The organism is Onishia taeanensis (genome assembly GCF_003268885.1).
Classification (GTDB): Bacteria; Pseudomonadota; Gammaproteobacteria; order Pseudomonadales; family Halomonadaceae; genus Onishia; species Onishia taeanensis_A.
In genome coordinates, this window is record NZ_QLSX01000008.1 from 19,038 (window position 1) to 44,204 (window position 25,167).

17 protein-coding genes are annotated in these 25,167 nt (G+C 62.8%); 6 read left to right on the forward strand and 11 right to left on the reverse strand.

The window, feature by feature from the left end; translation table 11 throughout:
* The first annotated feature begins 131 nt into the window (after positions 1–131).
* Positions 132–338, forward strand: coding sequence for a ribosome modulation factor (gene rmf, locus BCL93_RS11575; RefSeq protein WP_092526096.1), 207 nt, complete (start codon positions 132–134; stop codon positions 336–338).
* 141 nt (positions 339–479) lie between these two features.
* On the opposite strand, the gene BCL93_RS11580 is transcribed toward rmf, so the two are convergent.
* Both BCL93_RS11580 and BCL93_RS11585 read right to left on the reverse strand, forming a co-directional pair.
* Positions 480–1,502: a quinone-dependent dihydroorotate dehydrogenase gene (locus BCL93_RS11580; protein WP_112055436.1), complete on the reverse strand. Its 1,023-nt coding sequence runs from the start codon at positions 1,500–1,502 to the stop codon at positions 480–482.
* 213 nt (positions 1,503–1,715) lie between these two features.
* The gene (locus BCL93_RS11585; protein WP_112055437.1) at positions 1,716–2,006 is read right to left on the reverse strand and encodes an encapsulin-associated ferritin-like protein; all 291 of its coding nucleotides are present in this window, start codon (positions 2,004–2,006) and stop codon (positions 1,716–1,718) included.
* A 112-nt stretch (positions 2,007–2,118) separates the two neighbouring features.
* Between BCL93_RS11585 and mgtE the strand changes: the two genes are divergently transcribed.
* Entirely contained in the window at positions 2,119–3,474 is a 1,356-nt protein-coding gene (mgtE, locus tag BCL93_RS11590; protein ID WP_112055438.1) for a magnesium transporter, read from the forward strand.
* 148 nt (positions 3,475–3,622) lie between these two features.
* Here mgtE and BCL93_RS11595 read toward each other — a convergent pair whose 3' ends face one another.
* The 4 genes from BCL93_RS11595 to BCL93_RS11610 form a co-directional block, all read right to left on the reverse strand.
* Complete coding sequence (locus BCL93_RS11595) at positions 3,623–8,464, reverse strand: NAD-glutamate dehydrogenase (RefSeq protein ID WP_112055439.1); 4,842 nt, start codon at positions 8,462–8,464, stop codon at positions 3,623–3,625.
* A gap of 160 nt (positions 8,465–8,624) precedes the next feature.
* A complete protein-coding gene (trmA, locus tag BCL93_RS11600; protein ID WP_112055440.1) occupies positions 8,625–9,731 on the reverse strand; it encodes a tRNA (uridine(54)-C5)-methyltransferase TrmA in 1,107 nt (368 codons plus the stop codon).
* A gap of 16 nt (positions 9,732–9,747) precedes the next feature.
* Positions 9,748–10,593, reverse strand: a complete 846-nt coding sequence (gene murI, locus BCL93_RS11605) for a glutamate racemase (protein ID WP_112055441.1) — start codon at positions 10,591–10,593, stop codon at positions 9,748–9,750.
* Between the two features lie 382 nt (positions 10,594–10,975).
* Positions 10,976–11,521: a hemerythrin domain-containing protein gene (locus BCL93_RS11610; protein ID WP_112055572.1), complete on the reverse strand. Its 546-nt coding sequence runs from the start codon at positions 11,519–11,521 to the stop codon at positions 10,976–10,978.
* A gap of 396 nt (positions 11,522–11,917) precedes the next feature.
* Between BCL93_RS11610 and BCL93_RS11615 the strand changes: the two genes are divergently transcribed.
* Entirely contained in the window at positions 11,918–13,255 is a 1,338-nt protein-coding gene (locus tag BCL93_RS11615) for a replication-associated recombination protein A (protein ID WP_112055442.1), read from the forward strand.
* Between the two features lie 176 nt (positions 13,256–13,431).
* Here BCL93_RS11615 and lolA read toward each other — a convergent pair whose 3' ends face one another.
* Together lolA and BCL93_RS11625 are read right to left on the reverse strand one after the other, a co-directional pair.
* Complete coding sequence (gene lolA, locus BCL93_RS11620; protein WP_112055443.1) at positions 13,432–14,061, reverse strand: outer membrane lipoprotein chaperone LolA; 630 nt, start codon at positions 14,059–14,061, stop codon at positions 13,432–13,434.
* Between the two features lie 156 nt (positions 14,062–14,217).
* Positions 14,218–17,511, reverse strand: a complete 3,294-nt coding sequence (locus tag BCL93_RS11625; RefSeq protein WP_309251231.1) for a DNA translocase FtsK — start codon at positions 17,509–17,511, stop codon at positions 14,218–14,220.
* Between the two features lie 223 nt (positions 17,512–17,734).
* Between BCL93_RS11625 and aat the strand changes: the two genes are divergently transcribed.
* The 3 genes from aat (at position 17,735) to infA (ending at position 19,612) form a co-directional block, all read left to right on the forward strand.
* Positions 17,735–18,469, forward strand: coding sequence for a leucyl/phenylalanyl-tRNA--protein transferase (gene aat, locus BCL93_RS11630; RefSeq protein WP_112055444.1), 735 nt, complete (start codon positions 17,735–17,737; stop codon positions 18,467–18,469).
* The gene (locus BCL93_RS11635; protein ID WP_112055445.1) at positions 18,462–19,202 is read left to right on the forward strand and encodes an arginyltransferase; all 741 of its coding nucleotides are present in this window, start codon (positions 18,462–18,464) and stop codon (positions 19,200–19,202) included. The genes aat and BCL93_RS11635 overlap by 8 nt, the downstream gene beginning before the upstream one ends.
* Before the next feature lie 191 nt (positions 19,203–19,393).
* Positions 19,394–19,612 carry a translation initiation factor IF-1 gene (infA, locus tag BCL93_RS11640; RefSeq protein ID WP_007111068.1) on the forward strand — a complete coding sequence of 73 codons (219 nt, stop codon included), beginning with the start codon at positions 19,394–19,396 and terminating at the stop codon, positions 19,610–19,612.
* Between the two features lie 225 nt (positions 19,613–19,837).
* Here the strand turns inward: infA and clpA are convergent, their stop codons facing one another.
* From clpA to BCL93_RS11655, 3 genes are all read right to left on the reverse strand, one after another.
* Positions 19,838–22,120 carry an ATP-dependent Clp protease ATP-binding subunit ClpA gene (gene clpA / locus BCL93_RS11645; protein WP_112055446.1) on the reverse strand — a complete coding sequence of 761 codons (2,283 nt, stop codon included), beginning with the start codon at positions 22,118–22,120 and terminating at the stop codon, positions 19,838–19,840.
* Positions 22,121–22,276: 156 nt separating this feature from the next.
* Positions 22,277–22,663 (reverse strand): ATP-dependent Clp protease adapter ClpS, encoded by a 387-nt coding sequence (clpS, locus tag BCL93_RS11650; RefSeq protein WP_112055447.1) that lies wholly within the window; start codon positions 22,661–22,663, stop codon positions 22,277–22,279.
* Positions 22,664–22,914: 251 nt separating this feature from the next.
* Positions 22,915–25,149: an NADP-dependent isocitrate dehydrogenase gene (locus BCL93_RS11655; protein WP_112055448.1), complete on the reverse strand. Its 2,235-nt coding sequence runs from the start codon at positions 25,147–25,149 to the stop codon at positions 22,915–22,917.
* Positions 25,150–25,167 lie beyond the last annotated feature (18 nt).

A 25,167-nucleotide genomic window follows, 5' to 3' on the forward strand; every position in this document is an offset into this window, starting at 1 on the left:
CCAAGGACGCTATCGGCATCAGGCGCTGAGCCTCGGGATTGCGGTTAGCCTTGTGCAATCTGTGCTCGTCCCAGCCTATGCCCCATAAACACTGGTTTGCATAAAAAACTGGTTCATCAAGAGGCCATCCGATGAAACGACAGAAACGTGATCGCTTCCAGCGCGCTTATGTTCACGGTTACAAGGCAGGGGTCAGCGGCCGTTCCCGTGATGAATGTCCCAGTCAGGATGTCAATCTTCGCGAATACTGGATGAGCGGTTGGCGTGAAGGTCGAGGGGATCAATGGTCGGGCATGACAGGCGTGTCCGGCATTCACAAAAATCCCATGGTCATGTAGTTCCCCATTTTCAATGCCCTAAGGCCCGTGAACCCACGGGCCTTTTTATATCCAGCCCTGTCTTAACTTCAGCCCTATCGCAGTATCCCGGCTTATTGCCGCATCCCGCCATATCGCCATCGCGCCTGCTCCTGCCTGCCTTCAGTCGGCGGCAAGCTTCAATGCCCGGGCGCATTCGCCCACCAGGGGCGGGCCACGATAGATGAAGCCCGAATAGAGCTGCACCAGATCTGCCCCGGCCCGACGCTTGGCCACCGCCGCCTCGCCGCTGTCGATACCGCCGACGCCGATGATCGGCATGTCCGGCAGCCGGCGCCGCAGTTCACGAATCACACGATTGGACGATTCAAATACGGGACGACCGGAAAGGCCCCCCGCCTCATCGGCGTGGGGCTGCCCGGTCACGGCATCGCGCGCCACCGTAGTGTTGGTGGCGATGACCCCATCGATGCCGTTGGCGACCAGCGCCTCGGCCACCAGGCCGACCTCCTCGTCGCTCATGTCCGGCGCGATCTTGACCGCCAGAGGCACACGCCGACCGCTGTCATGATCGAGTCGCAGGCTTTTCTCGCGCAGCGCACCGAGCAATCTGTCCAGATGCTCGCCGAACTGCAGGTTGCGAAGCCCTGGCGTGTTGGGCGAAGAAATATTGACCGTGATGTAGTCGGCGTGGGCATGCACCCGCTCGAGACAGAACAGATAGTCGTCGACGGCCTGCTCCACCGGGGTGGTCAGATTCTTGCCGATGTTGATACCGATCAAACCGTCATAGCGGCTCTTCTTGACCCGGGCAATCAGGTGCTCGACGCCTGAATTGTTGAAGCCCATGCGGTTGATGATCGCCCCGCTCTCGGGCAGGCGAAACAGGCGTGGCTTGGGGTTGCCCGGCTGCGGCTTGGGGGTGACGGTGCCGACCTCGACGAAGCCGAAGCCGAGGGCGCCAAGGGCATCAAGGTGATCGGCATTCTTGTCGAGCCCAGCGGCGAGGCCCACCCGATTGGGGAAGCGCAGTCCCATCAGCTCGACGGGATCGTCGACCCGCGCGCCGCCGCCCAACTTGCCAGACAGGCCCAGGCGATGCGCCATATCGAGCGCCATCAGCGTCACGCCATGGGCAGTCTCGGGATCAAGGCGAAAGAGGATCGAGCGGGCGGCGGCGTACATGGCACTCCCTAAACTGGTGAACACGAACGAAGCAACGCACACGAGTGAGCCACCTCGGATAACATCGCGGATGGCAACATGGCGGATAGCAACGTCGCGGGTAGAAAAAGCGGCGGGGATTATAGCGCATCGGCCCCATTAACGACGAACCCCGCGCGAAGCGGGGCCGTCGATAATATGGGTAATCAGGGGAAATCACACAGCCTGTCTGGCTCAGTGGGCGATCTCGCCGTCGGTAAACAGGAATTCCCGAAGATGCGCATCCAGCGTCTTGTCCTGGCGACGGAGCCACTCCAAGGTCATGACCGCATGCTCCTTTTCTTCATCCCTGTTATGAATCAGTATCTTGCGTAACTCTGGATCCTGACAGGCATCGACACGCTGGTTATACCAATCGACCGCCTCCAGTTCCTCCATTAGCGAAACGATGGCCCGGTGATAATCGCGGGTAGCGGCGCTAAGTTCTTCCACCGGCTCGTGATAGCTGTCACTGCTGCCTGCCATGGGCCTCTCCTTTTGTGGTCTACTGGGTGTATCCAACGTTAGGCCAAAGCGGCGTCGCTGTCAGCTTTCACCGTCAACGCGGCCACGCCCCGCTTCATCTCAGGGAGATCCTATGACCGACACCACTGACACCCTGGAAGGCCGGCTATCGCGCATTCATGAAGCCCTGGTCGATAATGATTTCGCCGTCATCGACGAGGTGCTCGATGACCTCGAACCGGCTGAGATCGCCCTTCTGCTCGAATCCCTGCCTCTGTCCGCGCGTACTCGGCTATGGGAACGGGTTTCGCAGGACGTCGACGGCGAAGTCCTGCTGCACGTCCATGATGAGGTTCGCAGCACCCTGATCGAGGACATGGACGACCATGAGATCGTCGCCGCCACCTCGAACATGGACACCAGCGACCTGGCCGAACTCTTCGAGGACCTGCCTCAACAGGTCGCCGAAGACATGCTGCGCTCGATGGACGAGCTGCAGCGCGCGCGTCTCAAGGAAGCGCTGGCCTTCGAGGAAGATTCCGCCGGCCGTCTGATGCGCACCGACACCGTCAGCGTGCGTGCCGACGTGACGCTCGAAACCGTGCAACGTTTCCTGCGCTGGAAAAACCAGTCCATCCCCGACAACACCGATGCCCTGATGGTGGTCGACCGCAACGGCGTCTTCCTGGGCGTGCTGCCGCTGGCTCGGCTGGTCTCGCAGTCATCGGAGCTTGCCGTAGCCGACGTGCTGGAAAGCGACATCGACAGCGTATCGGTGACCATGAAGTCGTGGGACGTGGCCACCCTCTTCCAGACGCACGATCTTGTGTCGGCGCCGGTGGTCGACGAGCACGGCCTGCTGCTGGGGCGCATCGTCATCGAGGACATCGTCGACGTCATCCGCGAGGGCTCGGACCAGGCACTGATGAACATGGCCGGCCTCGACGAGGAAGAGGACCTGTTCGCCCCGGTCATTCCCAGCGCCAAGCGCCGGGCGGTGTGGCTCGGCATCAACCTAATGACGGCCTTCCTGGCGGCTTGGGTGATCGGCCGCTTCGAGGCAGCGCTCGATCAGATCGTCGCCTTGGCGGTGCTGATGCCCATCGTCGCCAGCATGGGCGGCATCGCCGGCAGCCAGACCCTGACCCTGGCGATTCGCGGCCTGGCGCTGGGTCAGATCAGCCGCACCAACAGCAACTGGCTAATGCGCAAGGAAATCGGCATCTCGTTGATCAACGGCGTGCTGTGGGCACTGGTGGTCGCCGTGATCGCCACCCTGTGGTTCCAGGATGTGCGCATTGGCGGCATCATCGCCGTTGCCCTGGTCATCAACATGCTCGCGGCCGGCATCGCCGGCATCGCCATTCCCCTTGGCCTCAAGCGTCTGGGCATCGATCCAGCACTGTCGGGTTCTGTGGTGTTGACCACCGTCACCGACGTGATCGGCTTCATGGCCTTCCTGGGCCTGGCGACGGTCTTCCTGCTGTAAAGTGACCGATACGCGCCCCGCCTAAACGGGTGGGGCGCGTCCATGGCGCACCCGTTTCGCGCCTGTATCACGTCCCGACATTTCGTTGCCCCCAACGCAAACGACCCCGCCAATGGCGGGGTCGTTGCGTTGAGGACTATCGGCAGGATCAGCTTTCGGCGTTGCCTTCGGCCAGATCCACCAGCTCGCGAATGGCGACCGCAAACAGAGGGAAGCCGCCCTGGGAGCCGGAGTGGACCTCGACCAGCAGACGGCACCAGCGCTGGTACATGGCCGCATGGTTCTCGAACCACTGCTCGACGCGCTGCTCGACCTCGCGCGGTCCGCTCTCCATGCGCAGTACGCCGACGGTCAGCGCCAGCTGCTGGCGATCCAGATCATCGCGGAAGGTCTCGCGGGCCTGCGCCTGCCAGCTGTCGCGCACCTCGAGGGCGTTGATCTGCTCGGTCATCCACGGCAGTTCCAGGCGATGGCCGACCTCGTAGAAGACCTCGGCGACGCGCTGAATCTTCTCGTTGGTCTGCTTGGCGGCCTCGATGATGCCGAGTCCCGCATAGAGGCTGCCCGTGGCCGCCACCACGTTGGCGAGGCTGCCCGGCACGCCGGCTGCCGTCAGCTCGTCACGACGCGCGGCCCAGGCTTCGCGCTCGTCGCCACGCAGGCGCTTGCCGATGCTTTCCTGCAGCTGGGTCAGCCGTGGGGCGAAATGGGTGATGCAGTCCTTGGCGGTCATGCCGGTGCGCTGACGCAGGAACCAGCGAGTGGCACGGCGCAGCAGACGCATCAGGTCGAGCATCATGCGGTACTGAACCTGGCTTGGCACCTGGTTATCCAGCGCCTCGACCTGCTGCCACAGAGCGTCCAGGTTGAAGCTGTCGCGGGCCACGATATAGGCCCGTGCGATCTCGGCACGGCCAGCGCCGGTGGTATCGATCAGACGACGCACGAAGACGACGCCCATATGGTCAACCAGGTCATTGGCGATCTGGGTCGCGACGATCTCGCGCTTCAGGCGATGCTCGTACATCTCATCGTGGAAACGCTCGACCAGCACGCTCGGGAAGACCCGCTCCAGATGCTGCTGAATGTAGGGATCGTCCGGCACGTCGGAGGCAATCAGGTCGCCCTTGAGCGCGCTTTTGGCGTAGGAGATCAGCACCGACAGCTCAGGCAGGGTCATGCCCTGGTTGGCATTGGCGCGCTCCAGCATCTCCTCGTCGTTGGGCAGGAACTCGAGTTCGCGGTCGAGTTGCCCGGCCACTTCCAGCTCGTTGATGAAGCGACGGTAGGGGCCCAGTCCCTCGTGGGAGAGGATCTCGGACAGCGACAGCGCCTGGGTCTGGCGGTAGTTGTCGCGGATCACCAGCTCCGAGACCTCGTCGGTCATGCTCGCCAGCAGCTGATTGCGCTGCTTGTCGGTCATGTCGCCGCGCTTGACGATATCGTCGAGCAGGATCTTGATGTTGACCTCGTGGTCGGAGCAGTTGACCCCGCCAGCGTTGTCGATGAAGTCGGTGTTGACCCGCACGCCCTTGTGCGCGGCTTCCATGCGGCCACGCTGGGTCAGACCCAGGTTACCGCCCTCGCCGACCACACGGCAGTTGAGCTCGTTGCCATTGACCCGCAGCGCATCGTTGGCCTTGTCGCCCACGTCGGCATCTGTCTCGGCCTCGGCCTTGACGTAGGTCCCGATGCCGCCGTTCCAGATCAGGTCGATCTGCGACTTGAGCATGGCGCGAATCAGGTCGTTGGGCGACAGCTTGTCTTCGTTGATGCCGAAGGCCTTCTTCATCGCCGCCGAGATCGGGATCGACTTGGCGCTACGCTTGAAGATGCCGCCGCCCTCGGAGATCAGCGAGGCGTCATAGTCTTCCCAGCTGGAGCGCGGCAGCGCGAAGAGACGCTGGCGTTCGGCGAAGGAAGCCGCGACGTCCGGCGTCGGGTCGACGAAGATGTGCATGTGGTTGAAGGCACCCAGCAGGCGAATCTTTTCGGACAGCAGCATGCCGTTGCCGAAGACGTCGCCGGCCATGTCACCGATGCCCACCACGCTGAACTCGTCGGCCTGGATGTTCACGCCCTGCTCGCGGAAGTGGCGCTTGACCGACTCCCAGGCCCCCTTGGCGGTGATGCCCATCTTCTTGTGGTCATAGCCGTTGGCGCCGCCGGAAGCAAAGGCGTCACGCAGCCAGTGGCCATATTCCAGCGAGATCTCGTTGGCAATGTCGGAGAAGGTCGCGGTGCCCTTGTCGGCCGCGACCACCAGGTAGGGGTCGTCGGCATCGTGACGCACCACCTTGACCGGCGGCACGACCTCGCCGGCTTCCAGGTTGTCGGTGACGTCGAGCAGGGCGCGAATGAAGGTCTTGTAGCAGGCGATGCCTTCCTGCTGGATGGCGTCGCGATCGCCGCCTTCCGGCAGACGCTTGCAGACGAAGCCGCCCTTGGCGCCGACCGGCACGATAACCGCGTTCTTGACCTGCTGGGCCTTGACCAGGCCGAGCACCTCGGTGCGGAAGTCTTCGCGACGATCCGACCAGCGCAGGCCGCCACGGGCCACCTTGCCACCCCGCAGGTGAACGCCCTCGACCTGCGGCGAATAGACGAAGATCTCGAACATCGGCCGCGGCTTGGGCATGCCGGTGATCTGGGACGGGTCGAGCTTGAAGGAGAAGTAGTCCTTGAGCTCGCCGTCGTCTCCCGGCTGATAGTAGTTGGTGCGCAGGGTCGACTGGATAAGCTCGATGTAACGACGCATCAGCAGGTCGTCGTTGAGACTCGCGACATCATCGAGCAGGGCCATCAGACGTGCCTGGCAGGCTTCGGCCTCGGCGGCGCGGTCGCCTTCCTGCTCAGGATCAAAGCGCAGCTCGAACAGGGTCACCAGCTCACGGGTGATCTGCGGGTGGCTCGCCAGAGTGGTGGCGATATAGAGCTGGGACAGCCCGAAGCGAATCTGCTTCAGGTAGCGGCCATAGGCCCGGAGCATGGCAACTTCGCGCCAGCTCAGGTTGGCGCCGATCACCAGGCGGTTGAAGGGATCGTTCTCGGCCTGACCGCGCCAGATGCGCTGGAAGGCATCGGTGAAGGGCTCGCGCATTTCCTGCAGGTTGACGATTTCGCTGCCGTGATGCTCGAGGTTGAAGTCGTGAATCCAGTAGCTGCCATCGCGAGTCGTGATCTCGTAGGGGCGCTCACCGATCACGCGCAGGCCCAGGTTCTCCATGACCGGAAGTACGTCGGACAGCGGGATCGGACGGTCCTTGTGGAAGAGCTTCAGGTTGACGCCATCGACGTCTTCCTCGACCAGGCGATACAGGGACAGCGACAGCGGTGCGCCCTGCTCGACTTCGGCGCAGTGATGAATATCGTAGACCGCGGAGCGGGCACTGAAGTCCTCGCGGTAGCCGGCCGGGAAGGCATCGCGATAGATATCCAGCAGGCGATTGGCCTGCTCCTCGCCGAAGCCTTCCACCATGGCGTTGTGCAGGTCATCGCGCCAGCTGGTCGCCAGAGCGCTGACCTTTTGCTCCAGGCGCGCCAGGTCGTAGTCCACCGGGGCGTCGTCGTTGAAGCGCAGGATCAGTTGAATGCGCGCCAGTACTGACTCGGATAGATAGGTATTGAAATCACCGAAGCTGGCATTGAGCTCTTCGCAGAGCAGATTCTGAATGCGCACGCGCAGGTCGGTGGAGAAGACATCGCGCGGCACGAACACCAGGCAGGAATAGAACTTGCCGAAACGGTCTTCGCGCACGAACAGACGCACCCGACGACGTTCGCGAATATTGAGAATTCCCACCGCGGTGCGGGTCAATTCCTCGTTGCTGATCTGGAACAGGTCATCGCGCGGATAGACGTTGAGAATCTGGCGCAGCTGGTGGCCGTCGTGGCCGTCCGGATCGACAGCAGCGGCTTCCATGACCGCATTGATCTTGCGGCGCAGTACAGGGATGTGGCGCGGCGAGTCGTTGTAGACGGTGGCTGCGAACAGGCCCAGGAAGCGGCGCTCGCCGATCACATTGCCCTGCTCGTCGTAGCGATCGATGGAGATGTAATCGGGGTAAGTCGGACGGTGCACCCGAGCGTGATAGGCACTCTTGGCAAACGACAGCAGCTCCGGCACCAGCACATAGTGATCGCCATCGATGCCCTGATCGTTACGGATCCGCTCCTGATAGCGTGACGCATCGAGCGTGAAGACACCAAGCTCGCTGCCCTTGCGCTTCTTGAGCTGATCCTGACCATTGACCTGAACGACGTCGTAATCGTCATAGCCAAGGAAGGTGAAGTTGTTCTCGAGCAGCCACTCGAGGAAGGCAATCGCTTCCTTGTGGTCAGCGGCGGCAACCTTGGCCGGCTTGACGGCCTTGAGCTCGGCAAGGGATGCCTTGACCTGCTCGCGCATCGGCTCGAAGTCGGCTACTGCCGTGCGCACATCGGACAGCACATCGTGCAGGCTTGCTTCGATGTCAGCCAGCAGCTCGGGATCTGAATGGCGGTCGACCTCGATGACAATCAACGACTCACGCCCTTTCGGCGCATCCTTGGCATGGGTGCCCGTCATGTACTCGAGCTGATATTTGGCATCGCGCTTGGTGGCCAGCACCGCATTATAGATGGAGTGCACGGTGATGCCGCGGCGATTGAGCTCGATGCGCACCGAGTCGACCAGAAACGGCATGTCGCGTCCGATCACCTCGACCTGGGTGTGCGTCGACTGCCAGCCATGCCCCTCGAAGTCGGGGTTGAAGACCCGCACGACGGGCTCGTCGGGGTTGTGCTGCTGCATGAGATGCCAGGCGGAGAGCACGGCCCCGTAGAGATCCTCGAGACGGCGCTCGGCCAGATCGGCATAGGGGGCGTTGGCGAAGAATACCTCGGCGAAGGAGGCGATGGCCTTCACCTTGTCTTCGTCCAGACGGTGCGCCAGCTGTTCCTTAAGCTGGGCCAGCAATTCCTGCTTGTCATCGATCGCGACGTGTTGCATCAATCACCTCGGCTGACACCAACCCTCCTGGGTCGGCGGGAAATTCGTAGACACGTCCATGACGGTCATGGAGGCCTTAAGGATACGTCAGAGCCGCAACGGGCCCTACTGAATTAACCCTTTGTCATGGAGCATGTCAGTTACGCATCGGTCCTTGACTTCATGCCCGGCGCTCGAGAAGCACCCCACATTCACAGTGGTGCGTCCAGGGGAACTGGTCGAACAGGGCGAAGCGCGTGATGTCATGGGTCTGGGTCAGGCGCGCCAAGTTGGCTACCAGGGTATCCGGATTGCATGAAATGTAGATGATACGGTCATAACCGCTGAGCTGATCGCAGCTCTCGTCATCAAGGCCAGCGCGGGGCGGGTCGACCAGCACGGTAGAGAAATCGTAGTCGGCAAGCCCCATCTCGGCCACCCGGCGGCCGCCCTTCTCGCCCTTCAGCGCCAGGGAGAACTCCTCGGCGGACATCCGCGACACATGCACATTATCGACGTCGTTGGCGGCGAGGTTAGCCTTGGCCGACGCCACCGAGGTGCGCGAGATTTCGGTGGCCAGCACGCGGCGAAAGTTCTCGGCCAGCGCCACCGTGAAGTTGCCATTACCACAGTAGAGCTCGACCAGGTCACGCTCCTCGCTGTGGCGCGTGGCGTCCAGTGCCCAGCCAAGCATCGACTGGCAGATCGCGGCATTAGGCTGGGTGAAGCTGTTCTCGACCTGCTGATAGTTAAGCTCGCGCCCCTCGACGGTGAGGCGCTCCCAGACATGATTGCGGGTCAGTACCAGGCGTTGCTTGCGAGAGCGGCCGATGATCATCACCCCGAGACGCTTCTCCAGCGCCCGGGCCGCGGATTCCCAGTCCTCGCCCAGGGGGCGATGATAGATCAGAGTGATCAGTGCCTCGCCGGACAGGGTGGTGAGAAAATCGACCTGAAACAGCTTGCGGCCGAGCACCTGATCCTCGCGCACCGCCTCGAGCAGCAGGGGCATCAGCTCATTGATCCGCTCGCTGGCCACCGGGAACTGGTCGACTCGAACCGGGAGTTTCTTGCCCGGGCGCTCCGGGTCAGGCTCGAACATGGCATAGAAGAGCTCGTCGCCCTCGCGCCAGATGCGAAACTCACAGCGCATGCGGTAATGGCTCGCTGGCGAGGCAAAGACCTCGAGCTCAGGCGTCGCCAGGTGCGAGAACTGGGTGGTGATGCGCTCGCGTTTGGCCTCGAGCTGCTCGCCATAGCGGGCGGGGTCAACAACGGGTACGGCCACAGAGTCTCCTTGTGAATCAGTCAGTCGGTCTATCAAATGCGCAAACAGGGGGGCAGGCCTCGAACGCCGTCGTCGCCACCATGAGCTTTTGCGGGGCGGCAAAGCCATAGCCGGCCAATACCGAGGCGAGAGAAACACTCGCCGCGGTCACCCAGGCGGCGCCGAGGCCTTCACCGCCGGAACCTTCTGCGCGCGGCAGCGGCGCGACTACCTGCGCCACGCGGCGAGCAATCGCATCGCCTGAGTCGATCCAGGTGATCGGACGCGGCGCGGCCGCGGCAAGCGCTCGCGTCAGCAACGGAAAGTGCGTGCAGCCCAGCACCACGGTATCCAGTGCCGGGTCCTCCCACAGCGGCGCCAGGCAATCGGCGATCACTTGATCATCCAGCGGTTCGCCGGCCAGCTGACGCTCGGCTTGCCCGACCAGCGGGTCGGCGGCCAGTCGCATCACCTGGCAGTGACCCGCGAAGTCCTCGATCAGCCGGCGCGTGTAAGGTCGATGCACCGTCGCCGAGGTCGCAAGCAGTGCCAGATGGCCGCTGCGACTGGCCGCTGCTGCCGGTTTGATGGCCGGCACGGTGCCGATCACCGGAATCGCCAACCTATCGCGCAGTGCCTCGAGCGCCAGGGTGCTCGCGGTGTTGCAGGCCACCACCAGGGCACTGGCTTGGCTTGCCTCCACGGCCGCCTGGCAGACCGTTACAATGCGCGCCACCAACCAGTCATCGGGCTTGGTCCCGTAGGGCAGCATGGCATTGTCGCAGGCATAGCAAAGCGCCGCCTCGGGCAGGCGCTGGCGAATGGCGGCGACCACCGAAAGGCCACCGACACCTGAATCGAAGATCAGAATAGGACCGCTCATCCGCAACGGTCCTGAATCGACTGCATGGACTAGGTCTCCTTGGCGTGATGGTGCGCCCACTCCGAGGCTTTCTAAACGGTATTTCTCCAAGCGTCTTGTCCCGTCAACGACCTGCCTCGCTGGGTCAGGCCTGCTGAGAATGGCACTGAGGTCAAGAGCGCCGCAAAGGGAAGCATTCTACCCCAGCCGCCGGCCAGGGGCCGAGCCCATCGAACCGAATGGCGCCGCCGATACGACACCGCCCGGCCAAGTGGCCGGGCGGACAGGGCGATACGCGATTTCTGTCTATGAAAGACTCTATCTATGAAGGTCTCGATCTTAGAAAGCCGGTACAAAGCGTTCGTCTAAGGTCTCGGTCAGGAGACGCAAGGAAAGAGGCAGATCAGACCATCGGGTCCGGCGCCGCGCAAAGCTCGGCATAGAGCTCCGGGTAGGCTTCTTGAAGGCTTTCAAGCTTGGCTGCTGCACCCTCGGGCAGCGATTCGGCGAGAACCTTCATGGCCTCCTCATCAAAATGTTCACGAATCAGCGGGAAGAGCTCCTCGCGTTCGTCGCGCAGGTAGGCGCGGTGTGCCTCAAGGTAGGCACCTAGATCATCGGCGAAGCGGTCCATGGGGATCGCCACGTCCATCAGCACCATGTCCAGATCGTGAGACAGACGCATCAGGCGCTCATGCAGGGCATGGTAGTTATCAGCCAAGCGCTCGCTGAGCCCCTGGGCTTCGGGCGCCTTGTCCATCAACTCCTGACCGAAGACCTTCTCCAGCGGCACGGTAAAACCGTCCATGTACTCGAGGATGTAATCGACGACCTCGCGCACCAGTTGAAAATCTGGGCGCTCACCCTCCGCCAGCGTTTTATGTTTGAGCTGCAACACGTGCAGCAGCCGCGCCATGTTGGCATGGTCCAGGCGCAGTTGATTCAGCATCGGCATGACGGGACCTCCTGTGCTGTCCGGGGCGAACGTCTGTATGGTCATTGGATTCTCCGAGCGTCTCCGGGTTCGATAATCTTTCAGCGCAAGCATCTCTGACCGCTAATGTCTCACTCAACGATCTGGACAACCAGCATGAAAGCAGATGCAGTCCCCACTGGTGCAACGGCGACATAGGCGTTACGGGCGCTGCTCACTAGTGCCCCGATACTGGCCCCCGTCTGGATACGCCTAATAGGATGCGCCTATGGTGACCCTCCTGCTGCCAGCCTAGAATATCTAACCCTAGCGCCTCCTTCACCGATATGCCTAGCGCTAGAAGCTATATACATATAGACCTTAGCACTAAAAGCGACGCTGAACTCTACTCGTCACAGGACACCGCTAATCATGGATCTCTTCAGCCAGCAGCACGCCCAGGAGCACGCGCCCCTGGCCTACCGGATGCGCCCCCGCCAGCTGAGCGACTATGTCGGTCAGCTGGCGCTGGTCGGCCCCGGCAAGCCGCTGCGCCGCATGGTCGAAACCGCCACCGTGCGCTCGATGATTCTGTGGGGGCCGCCGGGGGTCGGCAAGACGACCCTGGCCGAGATTCTGGCCAATGAATCCGGTGCCGAGCTCGAGCACATGTCGGCGGTGATGGCGGGGGTCAAGGATATCCGCGCCGCCGTGGAGCGGGCGGGCGTCGCTCAGGGCCAGAACCGCCCCACGCTGCTTTTCCTCGACGAGATCCACCGCCTCAACAAGAGCCAGCAGGATGCCCTGCTGCCGCATGTGGAGTCGGGCCTGCTGACGCTGATCGGCGCTACCACCGAGAACCCGTCTTTCGAGGTCAACTCGGCACTGCTCTCCCGGGCTCGGGTCTATGTACTCAAGGCGCTCGGTGAAGAGGAGCTGCTCGCGGTGCTGCGCCAGGCGCTGGAGGATCGCGAGCGAGGCCTTGGCGCGCGACGCATCCATGCCGAAGACGACGTGCTCAAGCTGCTTGCCCATGCTGCCGGTGGCGATGCCCGCCGGGCGCTGGGACTGCTGGAAACCGCCTGCGACTTCACCCATCCCGACGGCGACGGCGAGCGGCTCGAGAAAGAGGGCCTGGCCGAGGTGCTCGGCCATCAGGCCAGTGCCTTCGACAAGCAGGGCGATCACTTCTATGACTTGCTCTCGGCCATCCACAAGTCGATCCGCTCCTCGCGCGTCGATGCGGCCCTGCTCTATATCGCCCAGTTCACCCAGGGCGGCGGCGACCCGCTGGATGTGATCCGGCGACTGACGGCCATTGCCTCTGAAGACGTCGGCAATGCCGATCCGCGGGCGCTGCCGTTGGTCATGGCGGCCTGGGATGCCTACCTGCGCCTGGGCGATTACGAAGGCCAGCGAGCCATCGCTCAGGCCGCCATTCATCTCGCCATCGCCCCCAAGAGCAATGCCATCGACCAGGCCTGGAAGAAGGCCAAAGCCTTTGCCGCCGAGCACCCCACCCTCGACGTCCCGAGCTACCTGCGCAATGCCCCCACCAAGCTGATGGAATCCCTCGGCCACGGTCAGGGCTATCGCTATGCCCATAACGAACCCAACGGCTATCCGGCCGGTTCGTCACATGATTGCTGGCCGGAGGGCGCGCCGCGCACCAGCCTCTACGCTCCCAGCGAATACGGCCAGGAGAAGCGCTTCAAGCAGATGCTCGAGTGGCGCGCCGAGCTCGACGCACAGGCCGATCAGCAGCAGTGACAATACCTGCCACTGCTGATGAACGTCCCTGACCAGGCAACGCTAACCAAAACGCCCCTGGCCTTGAGGCTCAGGGGCGTTTTGTCAGAGGCTTAGTTATTTCAGATGCTTAGCTATGTCAGGGACTGTAGCGTGCCAAAGGCTTCAGCGTGTCAGAGGCTTAAGCGTGCCAGAGGTTAGCGCGCGGTCTCGCGGATAACATCGACCCCTTCGGGAATCTCGAACGTGAAACGCGCGTCATCGATGGCAGCGTTCTGTTCCACGTTATCGAAGGCGATAGCGGTACGCTGGCCGGTGCTGTCGGTCATCTGCAGCATGCCGAGTTCCTCGGCGTAGAAGGTCAGCTGCAGTTCCTCGAAGAGCGTATCGGGACTGCGTGGGTCCAGGGTGAAGGTCTCAGCGGTTCCCTGCTGGCGACGTTCGACGTCGTAGTTCGTCGTGAGCTCATCGGCGCTACCCGAGAGCAACAGGGCCGGGGTATGGGTGACCCGCGTATCCAGCGGCTGCACGGTGACCTGCTCCAGGTCTGGGTCATGCAGGTAGATATCTTGACCGTCAGAGACCACCACCTGGCGGTAGGGTGACTCGACCTCCCAGCGGAAGCGGCCCGGACGCGACAGCCACATGCGCCCGCTGGCCTGCTGCAGACGCTGGCCGCTGCCGTCGAGGATCTGTTGCTCGAAATCGGCCTGGTAGGTGTTGATCGGCTCCAGCAGCTGCGTCAAGCGCTCGGCGTCTTCGTCGGCCAGCGCCGTAAGCGGCATCATCAGGGCGAAGCCGAAGGTGGCAAGGCGTGTCGGTGTCATGGCGTCTCCTTGGCCGGCAATCGCCGGCAAATGTATCCCGTCTCCGCGTGCATCCAGCAAGGGTGCACTACTGAGACCGGCGACGCGGCGCCGGGTTGCCCCGGCAACGCGCCTTCCTTGTTTGCTGCACGGTTTGTCGAATCACGATCACCGGCGTCAGTTGCCCACCGGCGGCGGCGCCAGCACTTCGCGGGAGCCGTTGGTGCCCATGCTCGACACCACACCGGCGCCCTCCATGGTCTCGACCAGGCGCGCTGCGCGGTTATAGCCGATCTTGAAGCGGCGCTGCACGGCCGAAATCGAGGCGCGACGGGACTCGGTGACAAACATCACCGCCTCGTCGTAGAGGGCATCCTGCTCGGCATCGTCATCGCCGCTGCCACTATCGCCCTCGAGGCCAGCCAGGGCATCCGCCGAGACACCGCCGGAGAGAATTTCGTCGATGTACTCAGGCTCGCCGCGACGCTTCCAGTCCTCGGCGACCCGGTGCACCTCGTCGTCATCGACGAAGGCGCCGTGCACGCGCATCGGCAGGCCTGCGCCGGCCGGCAGGTAGAGCATGTCACCGTGACCGAGCAGGTTCTCGGCACCGCCCTGATCGAGGATGGTCCGCGAGTCGATCCGCGAAGACACCTGGAAGGCCATGCGGGTGGGAATATTGGCCTTGATCAGACCGGTGACCACGTCCACCGAAGGCCGCTGGGTGGCGAGAATCAGATGAATCCCCGCCGCACGGGCCTTCTGGGCCAGCCGCGCGATCAGCTCCTCGACCTTCTTGCCGACGATCATGAACATGTCGGCAAACTCGTCGATGACCACCACGATGTAGGGCAGCTTCTCGAGCACCGGCGGCGATTCATGCATCTGCCAGGGCTGCGGTTCCCACAGCGGGTCGGCGACCTGAGCACCGGCCCGTTCGGCCTCGTCGAGCTTGGCGTTGAAGCCGGCGATGTTGCGCACGCCCATCGCCGCCATCAGCTTGTAGCGCCGCTCCATCTCAGCCACGCACCAGCGCAGGGCGTTGGCGGCCTCCTTCATATCGGTCACCACCGGCGCCAGCAGATGCGGAATGCCGTCATAGACCGACAGTTCGAGCATCTTGGGGTCGACCATGATCATGCGAACTTCGTCGGGTGTGGCCTTGAGCAGCATCGAGATCAGCATGGCGTTGACGCCCACCGACTTGCCCGACCCGGTGGTACCGGCAACCAGCAGGTGTGGCATCTTGCCAAGATTGGCCACCACCGGCGCCCCGCCGATGTCCTGGCCCAATGCCATGGTCAATGGCGAATTCGCATCCTGATAACTGTCGGAGTCGATGACCTCGCGCAGGCGGATCATGGCACGGTGCGGGTTGGGAATCTCGATGCCCACGGTGGGCCGCCCGGGGATGATCTCGACCACCCGCACGCTCTTGACCATCAGCGAGCGCGCCAGGTCCTTGGCCAGATTGCTGATCTTGGAGACCTTCACCCCGGCAGCGGGCTTGATCTCGAAGCGCGTGATGACAGGCCCCGGCCAGGTGTGCACCACCTCAGCCTTGACGCCATACTCCCGCAAGCGGACCTCGAGCAGCTCGGCCATCTCGGCGAGCTGTTCCTCTGTGTAGTTGGGCTGATGGGCTTCTGCCGGGGTCAGCAGCCGGAGCGAGGGCAGCTCCCCGTCGATATCCGGCAGGTCATCCATTGACGAGCGCTGGCTCTGCAGGTGCTCGACGGTCCAAAGCGCGGGCTCATCCGGATGATCCGCCGCCGCGCGAGCCTGCTCGGCGCTAGCGACCCGGGGCGCGGCGGGAGTCTCTGGCACTTGAGCGGAGCTTTCTGGGGTGGAGCTTTCTTGAGCAACGCTTCCTTGGGCCGACACTGGCTGCGCTGAGCGTTCTTCAGTCGACTCTTGGTGTCTCGCCGACTGTTGAGCTGTCTCGTCTCGCTGCTCCAGAGGCGGCGTAACAGACGCCGCAGGCTGCGCAACAGAGGGCGTGACAGGTGGCGGCACGGGCGCGGGAGATGACGCCACTTCGGATGCCTCGCGGCGGGGCTCATTCTCTTTCCCGCGCTCTTCCCAACTCTCTGTCTTGCTGTCTGCCTGACGCTCTTTTGCCATTTGAGACGGCTTGTCATCGTCCCAGTCCGCGTCCTGCCAGCTGATCATCGGCTCACGGCGGGCATGACGTGCAACGGACTGCGGCGAAGACCCCGAAGACGCCATGGCCGGCGCAGGGCGGTCATCCTGGTCTGCTGCGTCGTCAACGGGCCCAGGCGCTGTCGGCGTCTCTGAAACCGACTCTGATGCCGGTTCTGGTGCCTGTGTTTGAGCCGGCTCCGGGGGGGCTTCCGGTGCCTTGGCGGGCATATCGCGCTCGGCCCGCAGCGACATGCCGGTCCAGGGCGGCTCGTCGTCTTCCGGCAACACCGGCTCGGGAATCGTCTCAGCCCTCAGCGGGGGCGCCTTCGCGGGCTCGGGCTCGGCGCGCCGAGAGTCCGGTGACGCCTGCTCATTGGCGTCCTTCGGGGCCATCCGCTCGCTGTAAGCGGCGCCTGGCTGTTTGGCCGAAGGCGTGCGTTCGGGCACCTCCCAGGGAATATCGGTGCCTTGATCAGGATTCCACTGCGGCTCGCGAAGCCCAGCTTCCTCAGCGGGTATCTCGTCGTCGCTATAGCGACGGCTCCAGGGCCACAGGCGCTGCCACCAGCTAGGCGCCTGTGCCGCATCATCATCTTCGCCGCTGACTTCCGCGGGCTGAGGCTCAGACTCAGCAACAGGTTCCTGGGCATCGGCTTCTTCGCGTGCACGCTGCGACCGATCACGGCACCAGCCAATCACCCGCTGCACCAGATGACCGGACTCGTCCATCACCCGTAGCCAGGAGACTCCGGAGAAAGGCGGGAAACCGCATAGCAGCGCGACCAGTGACAGCAGCGTGGTACCGTGACTGCCGACCAGCGGCGTCAGGCTACGCACCATCTCTTCGCCGACGATACCGCCAGCGGCATAGGGCAACCCGCTTTCGGGATTGAAAAAATGCAGGGCCCCGAGGGTGGTGGTGCCCAGCATCAGCAGGAAGAGCCCGCCGGTACGCACGGCCAGCCCCAGCGTATCCCACTGCAGGTGCACCTGACGTACCCGGCTCATCCGCCAGCCGGCAAAGCCCAGCATGCCTGGCCACCAGAGAGCACTGGCGCCGAACAACGAATACAGTACATCGGCAAGCCAGGCGCCCACCGGCCCCATCCAGTTGTTAACGGTTACATCCGGGCCACTGTGCGACCAGCCGGGATCCGAGGCCTGATAGCTGAACATTGCCAGCAGCAGGAAAACGCAGGCCGCCAACAGCAGAATCACCACGCCCTCGCGGGCAGCTCCTTGCAGTCGCACCCCGAAGCGGCGCGCCCTCTCCTTGGCGCCGGCCGCCGCCTCGCGGCGGCTACTCGCCTTGTTCTTGACACTCAAGTCGCCATTCCCCTTGCGCCGTCTGTGGCGTCTTCGTGTGTCCTACATCGACAAGCATGATACCGAGCCTTGGGGCCAGGGCACAGGGGCCATGCCACACTTCACTCCTGTCGCCGCAGAACATCGGCCAGCCATGGCCACGCCACGCTTGAGGTGGACTGCGAAGCCCGTCACACTGAGCTTTCGACACCTTCGCTCCTCTACCAACGAACACGCTTCCGCCATGCTGCCCTGGTTGCCCACTTCTCCCGTGCAATTCCCGTCGCTCAATCAGGCACTTGACGAGCCGGATGGCCTGCTCGCGGCGGGTGGAGACCTGACGCCTGACTGGCTGATCGCGGCCTATCGATGCGGCATCTTCCCCTGGTTCAGCGACGACCAGCCGATCCTGTGGTGGAGCCCCAGCCCACGCATGGTGCTGTTCCCAGGCGAGATCCGCATTCGCCGCAGCCTGGCCAAGCGGTTGCGCAACGCGGGCTTCAAGGTGACCTGGAACACCGCGTTCCCGGCGGTCATCGAGGCCTGCGCCGCCACCCGATCGGCTGACGAGGGCACCTGGATCAGCGATGACATGCGCAAGGCCTATGTCGCTCTGCATTCACTTGGCTATGCACAGTCGGTCGAGGTCTGGCGCAACGGCTGTCTGGTCGGCGGGCTCTACGGCGTCGGCATGGGCCGGGTGTTTTTCGGTGAATCGATGTTCAGCCGTGTGCCGGATGCATCCAAGGTTGCCCTGGTCTATCTGGCCCGCCACCTGCAGGCGCTGGGGGACGGCCTGATCGACTGTCAGATGCACACCTCGCATCTTGCCAGCATGGGCGCCCGTGAGATCGCCCGCCAGGAGTTCATCAACTATCTTGATCTGTACATTCAGGGGCAAGATGGCACCGCGCCACGAATGGCCGCGAAGCCCCCAAGGATGACATCATTAACGAAGGGGGCCGTTGAACGTGAGTAGTCGCGCGCCACAACATCCGGTTCGGGATCTGCGTTTCTTCCTGACGGTTCCCCATGCTTGCAGCTATCTGGAGGGTCATGAGGCGACCACCCTCTTTCTGGATCCCCAGGAATCCCCCGGCCAGAGCGTCTACGATGCCCTGACGCTGCTCGGTTTCCGCCGCAGCGGCAGGCATCTCTACCGGCCTCATTGCGAAGGCTGTCGCGCCTGTGTATCGGTGCGCATTCCGGTCGCCGAGTTTGCGCCCAGCCGCAGCCAGCGCAAGATCATCAATCGCAATGCCGATTTAACCGTGCACGAACGGGGCGCCAACTACGATCCCGAGCACTATGAACTCTATGCGCGCTACGTTCGCACCCGCCACGCCGATGGCGACATGTTCCCGCCGAGTCACGAGCAGTATCGCACCTTCCTGACGCTGGACCATGCCTATGCGCGCCTGTTGGAGTTTCGCCTCGACGGCCGACTGGTGGCCGTCACCGCCATCGACCGCTTGGGGCATGGCCTGTCCGCCATCTATACCTTCTTCGAACCCTCTCCAACCCTCGACCGTCGCTCGTTGGGCACCTTCGCGGTGCTGAGCCTGATCGAACGCGCCCGCGCCGAGGACCTGCCTCACGTTTACCTGGGCTACTGGATTCGGGAATGCAGGAAAATGGACTACAAGCGCTACTTTCAGCCGCTGGAATACCTCGATGGCCGCCACTGGCGACGCTCGATTCCGACGACTTGATGCCTCGCGCTTAACCGTTGACCCACAGCATGTTTTGCCTTGACGTCCGGCATACGGCACAATACCGCGCTATATTGATGATCGGTGACAGACGTTGCCGTCCCAATCCCGGCCGTTCCGGCCGCGATGCTACCGGCACTGTCATCGTCGACACATCGCTTTGCAAAAAACCATCATGAGGAAATGCCTATATGGCTCGTGAAGACCATATCGAAATGGAAGGCGTCATCGTCGATACGCTGCCCAACACCATGTTCCGCGTCGAGCTGGAAAACGGCCACGTAGTCACCGCCCACATCTCGGGCAAGATGCGCAAGAACTACATCCGCATCCTCACCGGCGACAAGGTCAAGGTCGAGCTGACTCCCTACGACCTGTCCAAGGGCCGCATCGTCTACCGCTCGCGTTAAGCGTTCCGGGCCCCGCGCCTTTCGCCAACCGACCGGCCAAAAAAAGACGCCCCGTCATCAGACAGGGCGCCGGTCGGTGGTGGCTATTTCGGTAGTAGCCTAGTCAGTGGCAGCTAGGTCTGTTGTAGCCTAATCAGTAGTAGCTAGAGTCAGTGTCAATCGAGAAAGTGTCAGACAATGGCTCAAGCTACCGCTTGAACCATTGCCTTGGCCCTCACCCGACCCTCAGGGTTCCGCCAGCTCTTCCTCGGTGGCGAGATTCAACTCGTCGCTGCCCTCATCAAGCGTGACGTGCACGACCCCACCTTGATCGGCCAGATTGCCGAACAGAATCATCTCAGCCAGCGGTTTTTTGAGCTTCTCCTGGATCAGGCGAGCCATCGGCCGCGCGCCCATCTCCGGATCATAGCCACGCTCAGCCAACCAGGCGCGAGCGTCCTCGTCCACATCGAGCTGAACCCGCTTCTCGTCAAGCTGTGCCTGAAGTTCGACCAGGAACTTGTCGACCACGTTGCGCACCACTTCGGCGGGCAGCGAGCTGAACGGGATAATGCCGTCCAGGCGGTTGCGGAACTCTGGCGAGAAGGTCTTGCGAATCACCTCCATGCCATCGGTCGAATGATCCTGCGGATTGAAGCCGATGGAGCGACGCGAGATCTGCTCGGCCCCGGCGTTCGAGGTCATGATCAGCACCACGTGTCGGAAGTCCGCCTCACGGCCGTTATTGTCGGTCAGGCGGCCATGGTCCATGACCTGCAACAGCAGGTTGAAGACATCCGGGTGAGCCTTCTCGATCTCATCGAGCAGCAGCACGCAATGCGGCTGCTTGGTGACCGCCTCGGTCAGCAGGCCGCCCTGGTCGTAGCCGACATATCCCGGCGGCGCACCGATCAAGCGCGATACGGTGTGGCGCTCCATGTACTCGGACATGTCGAAACGCACAAGATCGACTCCCATCAGCGAGGCCAACTGGCGGGCCACCTCGGTCTTGCCCACCCCGGTGGGGCCGCTGAACAGGAAGCTGCCCACGGGTTTGTCCGGCGACTTGAGACCGGCACGCGACAGCTTGATAGCCGCCGACAGACCGGTGATCGCTTCGTCCTGACCGAACACCAGCATCTTCAGGTCGCGCTCGAGGTTCGCGAGTAGCTTGCGATCGGAGTTCGAGACGCTCTTCGGCGGAATCCGGGCGATGGAGGCCACTACCGCCTCGACCTGATCGACGTCGATGGTATCCACCCGCATCTCCGGCGGTAGCAGCCGCTGGTGTGCGCCGGCCTCATCGATCACGTCGATGGCCTTGTCCGGCAGGTGACGATCATTGATGTAGCGATCGGCCAGCCTCGAGGCACTTTCAAGCGCGCCATCGGTGTACTTGAGCTTGTGGTGCTCTTCGAAGCGGCCGCGCAGTCCCTTGAGAATGCGGATGGTGTCTTCGACCGACGGTGCCGGCACATCGACCTTCTGGAAGCGCCGTGCCAGGGCCCGATCCTTCTCGAAGATCCCGCGGAACTCCTGGAAGGTGGTCGAGCCGATGCAGCGCAGCTCACCCGAGGAGAGCAGCGGCTTGAGCAGGTTGGACGCGTCCATCACGCCGCCGGATGCCGCACCGGCGCCGATCACGGTATGGATCTCGTCAATGAAGAGAATGGAGTTGGGCTGTTTCTTGAGCTCGGCCAGCAGGCTCTTCAGGCGCTTCTCGAAGTCGCCACGGTACTTGGTGCCGGCCAACAGGGCGCCCATGTCCAGCGAGTAGACCACCGCATCGGCGATCACGTCGGGCACGTCTTCCTCGACGATGCGCTTGGCAAGCCCTTCGGCGATGGCCGTCTTGCCCACCCCGGCTTCACCCACCAGCAGCGGGTTGTTCTTGCGCCGCCGGGCGAGGATCTGCACCACACGCTCGAGCTCATGATCACGACCGATCAGCGGGTCGATCTTGCCAAGGCGTGCCTGCTCATTGAGGTTGGTGGCATACCCTGTCAGCGGGTGCGTATTGCCCTCGCTGACGCCCTCTTCGGCCTCTTCAGCATCGTGAGACGGCGAAGACGACGGCGACTGACCGTGACCAGACACCTTGGAAATGCCGTGGGCAATGTAGTTGACGGCATCCACCCGCGCCACGTTCTGCTGCTTGAGGAAGTAGACCGCCTGGCTTTCCTGCTCGGAGAAGATCGCCACCAGCACATTGGCCCCGGTGACCTCGCTCTTGCCGGAGGACTGCACGTGGAAAACTGCCCGTTGCAGCACGCGCTGGAAGCCCAGGGTCGGCTGGGTTTCCCGGTCGTTCTGGTCCTCGGGAATCAGTGGCGTGGTGGAATTGATGAAGTCCTGCAGATCCGAGCGAAGCTTGTCCAGATTGGCGCCGCAGGCACGCAGCACATCAGCCGCTGAGGCATTGTCCAACAACGCCAACAGCAGGTGTTCGACGGTCATGAACTCATGACGCTTGGAGCGCGCCACGGTAAAGGCCGTATTCAGCGTGAGTTCGAGTTCTTTGCTCAGCATGGCAGTCCCCTTCTCGCCACCTCGGGCGTCGGCCGGCGATCGCCGGCAATTTCACCATCGGGTACATTCTCGGGATTCGCAAGCTCGAGTTCGAGCCGGTCACGCCGATCCTGCACTGGCTGTCTTCCGCTTGCCTGACAATCAGCTTGCCAGTCGTCAGTCGGCCCTATCGATATCGCACAGCAACGGATGCTGGCACTCTTTGGCGTATTGATTGACTTGATGACTTTTGGTTTCCGCGATGTCGCGGGTAAAAATGCCACAGGTCGCCTTTCCCTGGGTGTGAACCGCCAACATCACTTGCACGGCCTTCTCGCTGTCCATGTTGAAGAAGGTCTGCAACACCTCGACCACAAATTCCATGGGCGTGAAGTCATCATTGTGCAGCACCACCTTGAACATCGGCGGCGGCGCCAGGTCCGGCTCGGCACGCTCGACCGCCACGTCGTCCTCGCCCTCTTCCTGAGGACCCGAAGGGCGGGTCATGCCGGCTTCCAGCGACGCCGTGACATAGCGTTGGTAAGGATCATCTATCTTGAACATAAAAGGCGTTACCCATCCTCTCAAGCCTGTGAGCCTTCAACGCATCAACTATGGTTGGACGCCAAGGCCCGCTGAGGGTTCAGTTATAAGATGCGGCCGTGATGAGCCGCTTGCAAGGGGCGCTGACCATCGAGCGCTGTCAAACATGCTCTCTAAGGCTGTTATTCAGCGCCCCTAGAAACGTAAAGGGCCCTCGCCCGCTAGGCGGACGAGGGCCGGGGACACATGCGTGCCGAGGGCGGCTAAGGGGGTTAACCCTTGGCCACCAGCGCCAGGGCCGCATTGAGTGTCGCACTGGGGCGCATGGCCTTCTCAGTCAGCTCACCGTTGGGGTGGTAATAACCCTGGATATCCACGGGCTGCCCCTGCACCGCATTGAGTTCCTCGATGATCACCGACTCCTTGGCGTGGAATTCTTCGGCCAGCTTGCCGAATAGCGCCTTGAGTTCAGCATCCTCGTCCTGGGCGGCCAGGGCCTCGGCCCAGTAGACGGCCAGGTAGAAGTGGCTGCCGCGGTTGTCCAGCTCACCGACCTTGCGCGACGGCGACTTGTTGCTGTCGAGGAACTTGCCGTTGGCCTCGTCAAGCGCCTTGGCCAGCACCCGAGCGCGGGCATTGTCGAAGGTCTTGCCCAGGTGTTCGAGGGAAGCGGCCAGCGCCAGGAACTCGCCCAGGGAATCCCAGCGCAGGTGGTTCTCCTCGAGGAGCTGCTGAACGTGTTTGGGCGCGGAGCCACCGGCGCCGGTCTCGAACAGACCACCGCCGTTCATCAGCGGCACGATGGAGAGCATCTTGGCGCTGGTGCCCAGCTCCATGATCGGGAACAGGTCGGTGAGGTAGTCACGCAGCACGTTGCCAGTGACGGAGATGGTGTCCTCGCCGCGACGGATCCGCTCCAGGCTGAACTGCATGGCATCCACCGGGGCCATGATGCGGATATCCAGGCCACTGGTGTCATGATCCTTGAGGTAGGTCTCGACCTTCTTGATCAGCTGTGCATCGTGAGCGCGCTGGGCGTCGAGCCAGAACACCGCCGGCGTCTCGCTGTCGCGGGCACGGGCCACGGCCAACTTGACCCAGTCCTTGATCGGGGCGTCCTTGGTCTGGCACATGCGCCAGATATCGCCCTGCTCCACGGTGTGTTCGAAGAGCACCTCGCCAGAATCGCTGGTGACGCGCACGGTGCCGTCGGCGGGAATCTGGAAGGTCTTGTCGTGGGAGCCGTACTCTTCGGCTTTCTGCGCCATCAGGCCGACATTGGGCACGCTGCCCATGGTGGTCGGATCGAAGGCACCGTTGGCCTTGCAGTCGTCAATGGTGGCCTGATAGATGGTGGCATAGCAGCGATCCGGGATCACCGCCTTGGCATCGTGCAGGGCATCATCGGCGCCCCACATCTTGCCGGAGTCACGAATCATCGCCGGCATGGAGGCGTCGATGATCACGTCGCTGGGCACGTGCAGGTTGGTGATGCCCTTGTGGGAATCGACCATTGCCAGGGACGGACGCTCGGCGTAGAGCGCTTCGATATCCGCCTTGATCTCATCCTGCTTCTCGGCAGGCAGCTTGGCGATGGTCGCATAGAGATCGCCGATGCCGTTGGTGGCATCGAAGCCGACCTCGTCCAGCACCTCGGCGTGCTTCTCCAGCACGTCGCGATAGAACTCGTTGACCACCATGCCGAACATGATCGGGTCAGAGACCTTCATCATGGTCGCCTTGAGGTGCAGGGAAAACAGCACGCCCTGCTTCTTGGCATCAGCGATCTGCTCGGCGACGAAGGCGGAGAGCGCCTTGCGGCTCATCATGGAACCGTCGATCACCTCGCCGGCCAGCACCGGGGTTTTCTCCTTGAGCACCGTAGTGGTGCCGTCCTTGCCAACCAGCTCGATCTTGACCACGCCCTCGGAAGCCAGCGTGGCGGACTTCTCGCTGCCGTAGAAGTCACCGTCGCTCATGCAGGCCACGTGAGACTGGGAATCGGCAGTCCACTTGCCCATGCGGTGCGGGTACTTGCGGACGTAGCTCTTCACCGACTGGGGCGCGCGACGGTCACTGTTACCTTCACGCAGCACCGGGTTCACGGCGCTGCCCTTGACCCGGTCGTAGCGCGCCTGGATATCGCGCTCTACGTCGCTGGTCGGCTCATCGGGATAGTCGGGCAGCTTGTAGCCCTGGCTCTGCAGCTCGCGAATGGCCGCCTTGAGCTGCGGCAGCGAGGCACTGATATTGGGCAGCTTGATGATATTGGCTTCGGGGGTCTTGGCCAGCTCACCGAGCTCCGCCAGATGGTCACCGAGTTTCTGCTCGTCGTTCAGGTATTCCGGGAACAGGCAGATGATGCGGCCGGCCAGGGAAATATTCCGAGTCTCCACGCTGATACCGGCGGAGTCGGTGTAGGCATCGATGATCGGTAGCAGGGAAAAGGTAGCCAGGGCCGGCGCTTCGTCGGTGAGCGTATAGATAATCTTCGGCGTTTTTGACATGTTGGCGTTGATCTCTCT